This is a genomic window from uncultured Helicobacter sp. (genome assembly GCF_910577135.1).
In the GTDB taxonomy this organism is placed as follows: domain Bacteria; phylum Campylobacterota; class Campylobacteria; order Campylobacterales; family Helicobacteraceae; genus Helicobacter_C; species Helicobacter_C mastomyrinus.
On record NZ_CAJTLL010000030.1, the window covers coordinates 1 to 12161 of the forward strand.

Below are 12161 nucleotides of genomic sequence, written 5' to 3' on the forward strand. Positions count from 1 at the left end.
ATATATTGGGGATACAAACGCAAGATTATGATGAGAATCTTGATATTCTTAAGCCATAGTGTTGGTTTTTGAGCTGGTGTATCCAATAATCATAATACTTGTTTTATCAATGCTTTATTGCTTAAATTTTATTAATCTTATCATTCAAAAAACACAAATTTTTGTAGTCTCCCATCAGTGAATCCACAAACTAATTGCGCGCAAAATACACAAAATAAGAATAAAATCTCAAATTTTATGCTAAATATTCTAGCTTATAATTTCAACATTCCAAGGAATACAAAATGAATACAGTTAATAAAAAATATATGGGGGGGGGGGATAATCTCTATTATCATACATTAAATATATCTCCTCATTTTGTTCTCACTACAAAAAACTTCCCACAAGACGTGGCGTTATAATGGTTAGGTCAAACTTGCAATCTAAATTGTTATTTTTGCTACTTTGCCGAACGAATTGCCAATAAAAACCATCCAGAACATCCATTTTTCACATTAGATAAAGCCAAAGAAATTTGTAGAATCTTTGTCGAAGAATATGGACTAAATAGTATTGATATTCAGGGTGGTGAACCAACTATCTATCCACAAATTTTTGATCTTATCAAATATTGTAATAGCATTGGGCTTAAACCAACTCTCATCACGAATCTTATTTCTTTAGCAAACTTTAAACACGCACAAAAATTTAAAGAAGCTGGAATTTATGACTTTTTAGTATCCCTACACGGTATAGGTGAAAATTATGACAAAGTCGTAGGCAAAAAAGATGCGTTTGACAAACAAATACAAGCACTAGAAAACCTTCAATAACTTGAAATCCCTATTCGTGTAAATGCTGTGCTTTCTAATAAAATTATTAATGACCTAGAGTCAATTACGAATCTTGCTCTACATTACAAAGCAAGAGCTATAAATTTCCTTGCTTACAACAACACTGGAGACCAAAAAATCCTAAGAGATACCCATAAAATTCCATATTATGACATCATAGGGCAAAAACTCGAACCTTGTATCACTATTAGAATCCCATAATATTGAAGTAAATATTCGTTTTTTGCCTTTTTGTGTAATAAGTGAGAAATATAGAAAAAATATCCAAAATAGCCTGCAAATGATATATGATAATCACGAGTGGGAGCCTAGCTCTCGCCTATGGATTGATAGACCTGCTCAAAGACAAGCAAAAGCACTAATTGAAAAACGAAAAGGTGTATATTATCTTTTTTCGCGCATTAAATTTTCACGTTTTTTATCGTGCGACAACTCTTAAGGCAAAAATTTGGTAGCTTAAATCACTCATAAAACCTTTCTTGAATGTATTTTATAAAATACCCAAATATTATGATTCACTGCCCTACCAAAAGCCTATTTTAAACAAAATTCGCTTCTATACTCCAAATATCCCTAAAATATATCGCAATACAGGAAGCATAAGCAAAATAGAAGCATTTTATATAGAACAAAAAGAAATTATGGCAAAAATATCACAACATAAAATTCATCATCAAAAATGCACCGACTGCTCTATTAAAAATATTTGTGATGGATTTTACAGAGACTTTATTGACGAATTTGGAAGTAGTGCGATTAAACCTATCCATATATTCACACCTCAAGGCAATAAGGAACAAATTAGCGATCCTCGATTTTATACGCAATATCAATACAAAGTCATTGAAAGAGAAGAGTTTGAATGGTTTTTTAATGCTGACAAATTAACAAATATCCAACAACAGCAACAAGAAAAGGAAACATTATGACTACTACTTGTATGCCTCAAATTGCAGTCATTGTGAGTTGCTATAATTACGAAGCCTTTATTACAGAATGTCTGCAGTCTATACTTAACCAAAACTATCCATATTGCCATATCATACTCGTAGATGATGGAAGTGAAGATAATTCTGTGCAGACAATACAAAATTTCTGTCAATCACAGCAAACAAAAAATATTACGTTAATCACCCAAAGCAATAAGGGGCAGCTAGGAAGCTTTATGCAAGATTGCAAGCGCTAAGGGATGAGGAAATTGTCTTTTTTATGGATGCAGATGACATAATGAATCCAGACTATACCTTACAATGCATAAGGACATATACATCTAATCCAAGTGTAGAAATGATATTTTGTGATATTAAAACACTATGCAATAGCACCGACCCAATCAAACGGGAAAGCCCTCACCCATATGGCAATTTAGGCTTTGGAATATTTCGAACATTTTATTTAAAAGAATATCTCGGGCATTCTACTTCTTGTATCAGTATTCGTCAAGACACCCTTGCCAAAATCCTCCCGCTTAATTTAGAAAACATAATGGAAAATTAGAGCTGATGATTGCATTATTTATGGCGCAGCTTTAGTGGGAGCAAATATATATCATCTTAATTTTTGTGGTATTAAATATCGCATACATGGCTTAAACAATCATTATGGCAAAAAATTCGATTTAAGATATTTTTTTCAAAGGGAATGTCATATTGAACAGCTTTTTAATATTATCCTTACAAAAAACCATATTATACTTTCAAGCACAATGCTTTACTTAGAATTTCTTTCAAATGGTAACCGTTTAAAATATGCAAAAATTACACTTTTGACACATTTTGTATGGATTAAAAAAATATTACTACTGATTAAAATATTATTTAAACCTTAAAACTATTGTCTTTCAAAATATTAATTCTATGCAAACTGATTCTTATATCACCACAATAGACATAATACAACACAACTTCTCTTTTTTAGAAATTATTGTGAGATAAATTTTCAATACACTAAAATTTTACATTTTACAATATAAAAAGGGATACATAAAATTAGGAGAGGACATAATTTATAACCTTAATCAATAACTGATAAAAAGTTATTGATTAAATATAATATTATCAAAATAGCCCATATATCTACCCTAAAAGCCCAATTAAAATAGTTACAACTTACTCTACCACCTATCAATACATATTAAAAAATAAAGTTATAGATTACTTTTAGTAACTTTTGTTTAAAAATACTTTACTTTTATAGTAAATCCATCATACTTTAATTAAATAGATTCTTAAAATTAGTATAGAATTGCTAGTTATAACAACATCTCAATTAAGGAAAGGGTATGCTATGAAAACACAAGATGCACACGAAGAATTGTTTAAAAAAGCCTCTCAAAGGCTTGATGAACTCGCAAAACTTCCCGCTCATAATGCAAGCAAAGATCTCATCAAAGAATTAGAATCTAAAGGATTTTCTCGCCGTGATTTTATGAAATGGTCTGGTATGATGACGGCTACACTTGCTCTGCCTGCGACTTTTGCACCCCTTACTGCAAAAGCTGCTGAACTCGCTAATCGCCTCCCTGTGGTATGGCTACATATGGCAGAATGCACAGGTTGCAGTGAAAGCCTATTGCGAAGCGATGCGCCAAGTATAGATTCTCTCATATTTGACTATATTAGCCTCGAATATCACGAAACGGTTATGGCAGCTTCAGGGTGGCAAGCAGAAGCAAACCTAGAAAATGCTATCCACAAATATGCTGGTGAATATATCCTTATGGTGGAGGGTGGTATCCCTAAAGGTAGCAGCGAGTTTTACCTCACTATTGGCGCACACGGACGCACTGGTGCAGAAGAAGCGCGAGTTGCAGCAAAACACGCAAAAGCAATATTTGCCATTGGCACTTGCTCTAGCTTTGGAGGAGTGCAAGCAGCTTATCCAAACCCCACAAACGCTATGCCTCTAAGCGAAATCACAAGTCGCCAAGTGATTAACGTTCCCGGCTGTCCACCAAGCGAAAAAAATATCGTAGGTAATGTGCTACACTTTATCCTCTTTGGTGCACTCCCTACACTTGATGCTTACAACCGCCCAACTTGGGCGTATGGATTAAGAATCCACGATTTATGCGAACGTAGAGGACGATTTGACGCAGGGCAATTTGTAGAATCTTTTGGCGATGAAAACGCACAAAAAGGCTACTGCCTCTACAAAGTTGGTTGCAAAGGACCTTACACATTTAATAACTGCTCTAAATTAAGATTCAATCAACATACAAGTTGGCCTATCGGTGCAGGACACGGCTGTATAGGCTGCAGTGAGCCGAAGTTTTGGGATACGATGAATCCATTTGAAGAGCCTATCGGCAATCGCCTCTATCAAACCAACTTCAATGGTATGGGTGCAGATAAAACAGCAGATACCATCGGCGCGGTAATACTTGGAGCAGCAGCCATAGGTATCGCTGCACACGCTATTATTAGCTCAACTCAAAATGCAAAGTAAGGAGTAAAAGATGACAAAACGTATAATAGTAGATCCAATTACAAGAATTGAGGGGCATTTGCGTATCGAAGTGATTGTGGATGAAAATAATGTCATTACTGATGCATTTTCCACTTCAACACTTTGGCGAGGGCTAGAAACAATCGTTAGAAATCGTGACCCACGTGATGCAGGGTTTCTTATGCAGAGAATTTGCGGTGTATGCACGTTTTCTCATTATAAGGCGGGTATTACAGCTGTGGAAAATGCATTAGGGATTAAACCTCCACTTAATGCTATTCTCACGCGCACATTGATGAACATCTCACTTTTTCTACACGACCACGCTGTGCATTTTTATACATTGCACGGGCTTGATTGGTGCGATATTACTTCGGCACTGAGTGCTGATTGTGCTAAGGCATCAAAACTTGCTTTTAAATACACTCCTAATCCTATCTATACAGGCGAAGATGAGCTTAAAGCAGTTCAGGAACGTGTAAGCGCTTTTGTAAAACAAGGAGCATTAGGACCATTTGCAAATGCATATTGGGGACACAAAACCTATCACTTTAGCCCAGAACAAAATCTTATCGTGCTTTCACATTATCTTAAACTCCTTGAAGTGCAGCGCATTATTGCACAAATGATGGCTATTTTTGGTGCGAAAAATCCTCACCCGCAAAGCCTTACAGTAGGTGGAGTTACATCTGTTATGGATATTTTAGATCCTTCTCGTTTGGGTGAATGGCTTACAAAATATAAAGAAGTAGGTGAGTTTGTTAATCGCGCTTATTGGGCAGATATCATTATGGCCGCCGAAGCTTACAAAACAGAAGATTCTGTTCTAAAGGGCTGCGGGGTAAAAAACTTTATTAGTTTCCAAGAAATGCAAGTGGGTGCAGATGAATTCTTATTTAGCAGTGGAATTGTCAAAAATGGTGATTTAAGTAAAGTCTATCCTATTGATGAGAGCAAAATTACAGAAGAAGCCACACACTCGTGGTATGCAGACAATGAGCCGCTCCACCCTTATGATGGTAAAACAAATCCTCAATATACAGGGTTTAAGGACGCTCAAACCATTGGACCAGATGGTAAGCTAGTAGATACAAAAATCATTGATGAAAATGGAAAATATTCTTGGATTAAATCACCACGATATGATGGTGAGCCTATGGAGGTAGGACCGCTTGCTGCTGTTGTTGTAGGATATGCAAGCAAAAATCCTATTATTGTCAAGGTTGTAGATGAGTTTTTGGAAGCCACAGGATTGCCTACTGCTGCCCTCTTTAGCACACTCGGCAGAACAGCTGCTCGTGCAATTGAATGCAAAATTGTAGCAGATAATGGTATTAAGGCCTTTAACGCTCTTGTAGCAAATCTTGCTTCAGGTGATAAAAATACTTGCGCACCTTATGCAATAGATAAATCCAAAGAATACAAAGGACGCTATATTGGGAATGTGCCTCGAGGTATGTTAAGCCATTGGGTACGTATCAAAAATGGTGTAGTGGAAAACTATCAAGCTGTTGTACCATCTACTTGGAATGCAGGACCTCGCGATGCTAAGGGACAAAAAGGACCTTATGAAATGAGTCTTATTGGAACAAAAGTTAAGGACATTACACAACCCTTAGAAATTATCCGCCATATCCACTCATTTGACCCTTGTATTGCGTGTTCAGTGCATGTGATGGATACAAAAGGCAATGAATTAAATGAATATAAAGTAGAGCCATCATTTGCAAGACTTCACTAAAGGAGACAATATGAGCAAAGTAGAAATGTTTAAAAAAGAACTTCATATGCACGAGGAGTTTTCCGGACTTACTCGTTTGTTCCATTGGTTAAGGGCATTGTGTATTTTTACACTTATTGCCACAGGATTCTATATTGCCTATCCTTTTCTTACATCTCAGCCCGAAATTACACAAGCTACTTTGGAGGGGACTTTACAGGGAGAGGTAGTTATCAAGCAACCTATGGGCGTAGTAGGCACATCTTACTTGCAGGCTTATATCCGGAGTGTGCATTTGATTATGGGCTTTGTGCTGATTGCCATCTCGTGTTTTAGGCTCTATCTCTTTTTATTTGATAAAAAATCCCTGCCCGAGCGCATTTCCTTTGCTCAAGTCAAAGATAGAAAAATATGGTTAGCGCAAATCAAAGCCTATCTTTTTATAGGTAATCACCCTCATATTAATGGCGCATACAATCCTTTGCAGTTTGTTACATATTTTTGTCTTGGTGTGCTTGTATTACTTATTTCACTCACAGGTGTAGTGCTATATTATAACGTCTATAATGATGGACTTGGAGCAATCTTAGCATTTTGCTTTAAATGGGTGGAAGTGCTTTTTGGTGGCTTATCCAATGTCCGTAATTTTCACCATATTTTAACTTGGGCATTTGTCATTTTTATCCCCGTGCATATTTATTTAGCCGTGTGGAATGCAGTGAAATATCCTAATGGTGGAGTAGATTCTATCATAAGTGGTATGCGCTACACTGATGATGTAAAAATCTAAAATGAAAATTTTAGTGCTTGGCGTTGGCAATATCCTCTTTGGCGATGAGGGTATTGGAGTGCATTTAAGCAATTTTTTGAAACTCAACTATCGTTTTAGTGGCGAAAACAAAGTAGATTTTGTCGATGGTGGGACATTAGCTACTATGCTTATTCCTTTGATCACTTCTTATGATAAGGTGCTTATCCTTGATTGCGTGAGTGTTAATAATGCTGCTATTGGCGAGGTGTATTACTTTGACTTTGATAATGTCCCTAACGTCATCACTTGGGCAGGAAGCGCCCACGAAGTAGAAATGCTCCAAACCTTGCGTCTCACAGCCATTAGTGGAGATTTGCCTCCTGTAAAAATTATAGGTATTATCCCTGAAGTTATAGGTGAAGATACTGCTTTTACCCTCTCTCCTGCGGTAAAAGAGGGGGCAAAAGTGATGGAAAAACTTGCCCTAGAATTTTTAGAACAAAATGGAATCTATGCGCAAAAAGTCGATAATAGAGATTTACAAGAAGTGGCAAACGGCTCTTTTAGAGGCTATGAATGATTTATGACTTTAGCTTCTTTAACACAAGTAGAGATGAAAAATTTTTCCTCTATATCCTTGCTAGAACAGCTAAAAGCCTACATTTAGACGCATTTTTCTATACACACGCAGAGCATACGCATTGCCTCTTGCCCGATATATCCGCTTTAAGCGAATCTTACAAAACATATATTTCCACAGATGGCAACCCCTTAGAATCGTATAGAAACAACGACATCAATTATGCGCAAAATATCCTACAGTTTGCCAATGATATGGCGCACAATATGCCCCTTTCGCTTTATTTTTATTTCCTGCAACTTACCCCCATTAATCCACCAAAAGACTTCTATGAGGCACTTAATATCCCATCATCTCCAATATCTCTAAGCGATATTTGCACCCACGCCCTTCCACTAGGCAGCCCTCAAATCACAAGTGACACAATCTTACACAATACAGAATCTATTCTCGCACATTTTGATACACCAAAGACTTATTACTACACACCTTTAGCATTTCAGCATATTCTTAATCCCTCTAGTGGCACCTTTGGGCTTTTAAACCCGCCAAATACCCCAGCACACAAGCCTTTTACAGAACCAAGCAAAGATTATTTCACACAAAGCGTTCAATCGCTCAAATCTGGAGAAAGCATTACATTTTCTACATCACGTGGGACACAGCTTCTCTCCCTTGTTCCCACATCTAGCACACACACGACCATTGCATGCGATATTGCCTCACTCAAAACCTACTTTCGCGCCCATCAAACACATATTGATATCCTTGCAAGTTTTGAAAAGCCCTTAACGCATCTTGTGCCAAAGGAGGTTTTTCAATCCCAATTTCCCATTAATAAATGCGGCTTAGTGCAGGTTGGACTGCCCTATGATATGCCCTTGGCGTTACTTGGGGCATTGCTTTTGCAAGAAGAGATTTCCTACTTCTTCCTCTCGCACACTACAGAATCTACACCTTTTGACTTTCAGCACTCCCCTAGCCCAAAGGAGCAGATTCTAAGCATTGCTCAAAATGGCATATTTATCGATACACACATTACACAAGGCAACACCCTGCAATCCCTTATAGACGCACATTTAAACCCTAAAGACAATCAAAGACATCTAGTAATTTATCTTAGCACACGCAACCCAAGTGCATTTCTTATTGTCGAGCAAACAGCTAGAATCCTCCTTGATATTGCCTTTGAGAATAATCCTCGCCTAATCCTTGAAAACATTGCACGTTCCTATGAAAGCGGCGATGAGCTACTCAAAAACTTTAGTAGACTTTTTCCCAATCTTGCCTCTAATGCTTTCACTCTACCCTCCACGTTTATGCCCTCAAGCAACCTTATAGATATTTTTGATAGTGCAGCCACCATACTCGGCTTTCACGCACAAGAGAGCAATGATAAAAATGCTATTTTCTATCGTGCATATCGATTCGTGCGTGAGAGGGGACCCCGCATTGATTATAAACTTTTACGCAAGGATAATGAGATTTCTTTAGATTATCATCGCATTATCCGCTCCTGTCTTAGCTTCAAATGCGCGGGTATGGAGGATGAAATACTCTGCTTTGGGCTATTAGATTCTCTAAGTGAGTTTGTCGCTACGCTCGTGCGCGATACTTTAACCAATCTTGCCATTGACAAAGTTCTTTTGCTTGGCGATATGCTAAGTCATCATATATTCCTTGATAGAATCTTAGAGTATCTGCCTAAAAATATTCAACTCCTTTTACCAAAAGATGGTTTGATAGATTACTGAAAATGGCTATAATCCCACGCATTTTAATCAAAGGAGAGATATGAAAGCTATCATATATACCCTAATATTCACCTTTGCAGCCCTTATGTTAGGTGCTTGCAGTAGTGATAAAGATGTCCTTAGCACGAATGAATGTCCGCAAAATGCACTTTGCCTCTATAAAAATGTATCCTTCACACACAATATTATGCCTAATGCCTATAAGGCGAGTATCCGCATTACTGAAAGCGATACCTTACGAAAAGGTGGCGAGATAGAATCTAACACAAAAAAAGACATTGCTAATACGCTTAATGATATTCTTAATTTGAGTAAAGAGCGGGGATTCTGTGAGGGGGGCAATCACGATTTACGCCCTAATATCCAATACAAAGATGGTGCGGCAAGGGATACAGTGGGCTATACACTAAGCTTCAACCTTGAATGCGATGTCCCAAGTGAAAAAAAGAAAGAATATGATACATTCATCGCTAATATTGATAAAAAAATCAATCAAAACAAGTATCTTAGCTTCCTTGCACCCAATGTCAATGTCATTGCCACACCTCAAGCGTGGCAGGACACGCAGGATAAAGCCTTTGGCGGTGCGTTAGAACTCGCCAAACACAAAGAAAAGGATTATTCTAAGATTCTAAATAAGCATTGCATTCTCGCAAGTGCTGACGCTATGGGTAATAATACCCTGCAGCCTGAAGTAATGAGAATGACTAAAACAAGTAATGTCTCTGCTTATGCTGATGTGAACTGGGAGCTGCCTATGCCTAAAGAGCAAGAAATCACAGCTAAAATCCAAGTTAAATACATTTGTAAATAAAAGGAATGATATGAAAAGCACACTTGATACGCTCCTCATACACGGAGGAATGACGACAGACCCGCACACAGGTGCGGTAAATCGCCCCATATACCAAACATCTACCTACGCGCAAAAAGCCTTAGGGGAGCATTCAGGCTATGAATACTCCCGCACGAAGAATCCCACACGTGATGGTATTGAAAGCCTTATCGCAGAATGTGAGAGCGGGAAATATGGCTTTGCCTTTGCTTCAGGTATGGCAGCTATTGGGTGTGTCCTCTCTCTCTTTAAAAGCGGAGATTCTATCATTATCTCCCAAAATGTATATGGCGGGACATTTAGAATCTTAGATAAAGTCTTTTCTCATTTTAATATCAGCTATAAGATTATCGACACAAGGGATTTGAGTGCCATTGAAGCAGCCATAACACCTGAAGTTAAAGCGGTGTTTATAGAAAGCCCAGCCAATCCGCTTTTAAGCATCACTCCACTAAAGCAAGTGGCTACATTGTGTAAGAACAAGGGCATTTTAAGCGTTGTAGATAATACCTTTATGACGCCCTATCTGCAAAACCCCTTAGCGCTTGGTATAGACATCGTGCTGCATTCCGCGACAAAATATCTAGGCGGACATAGCGATGTGATAGCTGGACTTGTCGTAGTCAATGATGAGGAACTCGCCCAAAGAATAGGATTCTTACAAAATAGCATTGGCGGGGTATTAGCCCCTTTTGATAGCTTTTTGCTCATACGCGGTATGAAAACATTAGGTTTGCGTATGCAACGGCATTGTGAGAATGCCCTATTCCTCGCCCAATCTCTAAGTAAACATAAAGCCATAAAAAAAGTATATTATCCGGGTTTGCCTAGTGATGAAGGCTATGCAATCCACTCTAAACAAGCACGTGGCGGTGGTGGAATGCTAAGCTTTGAACTAAAGGATGAATATGATTACAAAACATTCTTTAAATCCACTGCTATTATTGTCCTTGCTGAAAGTCTTGGCGGCGTAGAATCGCTCCTTTGCCACCCTGCCTCAATGACACACGCCTCCATTCCCAAAGATATACGTGAAAATATAGGGATAAGCGAGCAGCTTATCCGTCTATCGGTAGGGATTGAATACGCACAGGACTTATTAGAGGATTTAAATCAAGCCATTGAGAGATCAAAGATAAAATAATGTTTATTGCTTCAACTCTTGAACTCATCGGCAATACACCACTTTTAGAACTCACCCGCATAGCAATTCCAAACAACAATCGCATTTTTGCTAAATTAGAATCTCGCAATCCGGCAGGGGGCGTTAAAGACCGCGTAGCTTTGCATATTTTCACACAGCTTTATGATAAGGGCAAACTCACCAAAGATTCTGTGGTCATTGAAGCCACAGCAGGCAATACCGGACTTGGAATCGCACTTGTCGCACAGCAATTTCAATGCAGGGCAATACTTGTCGTGCCGGAGAAATTCTCCATTGAAAAGCAAATTTTAAGTCGTGCTCTTGGGGCAGAAGTGATTAGCACCCCCAAAGAGCTAGGTATGCAAGGCGCGATAGAGAAGGCAAAAGAGCTTTTAGACACGATGCCACACGCCTTTAGTCTTAATCAATTTGAAAATCCACAAAACCCCAAAGCACATTATCTCACCACAGCAACAGAAATTTATGCTGATATGCAAGGGCTTAAACGCCCAAATACACCGCTTTTTGATTATTTTGTATGCGGCGCGGGAAGTGGTGGGAGCTTCAGCGGCTGTATGCGCTATTTTAAAGAGCAAGATTCTTGCATACAAGGAGTGCTATGCGACCCGATAGGTTCGATTATTGGTGGAGGAGTGGAGAGCTGCGCGAATATTGAGGGTATTGGCAATAATGTCATTCCCAAGACTATGGACACTTCTTTAATGGATAAAGTCAAAAAAGTGAGTGATGAGGAAGCCTTTGAAGGTGTAAGAATCTTAGCCAAACAAGAGGGAATCTTAGCTGGAATCTCATCTGGAGCTTGTCTTAATGCTTCGCTTCAACTCGCGCAAGAAGTGCAAAATAGCTTTATCGTAACGCTTTTTGCTGATGATTTAAGCCGCTATTTTAGTAAAAACTTGATACATTAAGTATCAAAATGTTTTTTATTAGCATCTTGTAAAATATCTCCTGCAATTTGCTCAATACCTATGCTTACCTCTTGTGTTTTACGTAAGGTTTCTACATTCTCTTGTGTTACAGATTCTAAATGAGAGATAGCTTCATTGATTTGAGTAATACCTGTAGTTTGCTCT

General features: G+C 38.2%; 12 protein-coding genes. All 12 read left to right on the top strand.

Annotated elements, in window-relative coordinates:
• Positions 1-458: 458 nt before the first annotated feature.
• The 12 genes from QZ289_RS10100 (at position 459) to QZ289_RS10155 (ending at position 11996) form a co-directional block, all read left to right on the top strand.
• Positions 459-815 carry a radical SAM protein gene (locus tag QZ289_RS10100; protein WP_295702228.1) on the top strand — a complete coding sequence of 119 codons (357 nt, stop codon included), beginning with the start codon at positions 459-461 and terminating at the stop codon, positions 813-815.
• A 500-nt stretch (positions 816-1315) separates the two neighbouring features.
• The gene (locus QZ289_RS10105; RefSeq protein WP_295702206.1) at positions 1316-1765 is read left to right on the top strand and encodes a hypothetical protein; all 450 of its coding nucleotides are present in this window, start codon (positions 1316-1318) and stop codon (positions 1763-1765) included.
• The gene (locus QZ289_RS10110; protein WP_295702208.1) at positions 1762-2022 is read left to right on the top strand and encodes a glycosyltransferase; all 261 of its coding nucleotides are present in this window, start codon (positions 1762-1764) and stop codon (positions 2020-2022) included. Before QZ289_RS10105 ends, QZ289_RS10110 begins: the two co-directional genes overlap by 4 nt.
• Positions 2010-2333 (top strand): glycosyltransferase family A protein, encoded by a 324-nt coding sequence (locus QZ289_RS10115; protein WP_295702210.1) that lies wholly within the window; start codon positions 2010-2012, stop codon positions 2331-2333. The genes QZ289_RS10110 and QZ289_RS10115 overlap by 13 nt, the downstream gene beginning before the upstream one ends.
• Positions 2334-3122: 789 nt before the next feature.
• Entirely contained in the window at positions 3123-4283 is a 1161-nt protein-coding gene (locus QZ289_RS10120; RefSeq protein WP_295702212.1) for a hydrogenase small subunit, read from the top strand.
• A gap of 10 nt (positions 4284-4293) precedes the next feature.
• Positions 4294-6024: a nickel-dependent hydrogenase large subunit gene (locus QZ289_RS10125; RefSeq protein ID WP_295702214.1), complete on the top strand. Its 1731-nt coding sequence runs from the start codon at positions 4294-4296 to the stop codon at positions 6022-6024.
• Between the two features lie 10 nt (positions 6025-6034).
• Positions 6035-6793: a Ni/Fe-hydrogenase, b-type cytochrome subunit gene (gene cybH / locus QZ289_RS10130; protein ID WP_295702216.1), complete on the top strand. Its 759-nt coding sequence runs from the start codon at positions 6035-6037 to the stop codon at positions 6791-6793.
• 1 nt (position 6794) lies between these two features.
• Positions 6795-7334, top strand: coding sequence for a HyaD/HybD family hydrogenase maturation endopeptidase (locus QZ289_RS10135; protein WP_295702218.1), 540 nt, complete (start codon positions 6795-6797; stop codon positions 7332-7334).
• Positions 7331-9088 (top strand): hypothetical protein, encoded by a 1758-nt coding sequence (locus QZ289_RS10140; RefSeq protein WP_295702220.1) that lies wholly within the window; start codon positions 7331-7333, stop codon positions 9086-9088. Before QZ289_RS10135 ends, QZ289_RS10140 begins: the two co-directional genes overlap by 4 nt.
• A gap of 40 nt (positions 9089-9128) precedes the next feature.
• Positions 9129-9902, top strand: coding sequence for a cystathionine gamma-synthase (locus tag QZ289_RS10145; protein ID WP_295702222.1), 774 nt, complete (start codon positions 9129-9131; stop codon positions 9900-9902).
• 10 nt (positions 9903-9912) lie between these two features.
• Positions 9913-11067 (top strand): PLP-dependent aspartate aminotransferase family protein, encoded by a 1155-nt coding sequence (locus QZ289_RS10150; RefSeq protein WP_295702224.1) that lies wholly within the window; start codon positions 9913-9915, stop codon positions 11065-11067.
• A complete protein-coding gene (locus tag QZ289_RS10155; RefSeq protein WP_295702226.1) occupies positions 11067-11996 on the top strand; it encodes a PLP-dependent cysteine synthase family protein in 930 nt (309 codons plus the stop codon). The genes QZ289_RS10150 and QZ289_RS10155 overlap by 1 nt, the downstream gene beginning before the upstream one ends.
• Positions 11997-12161: the final 165 nt, after the last annotated feature.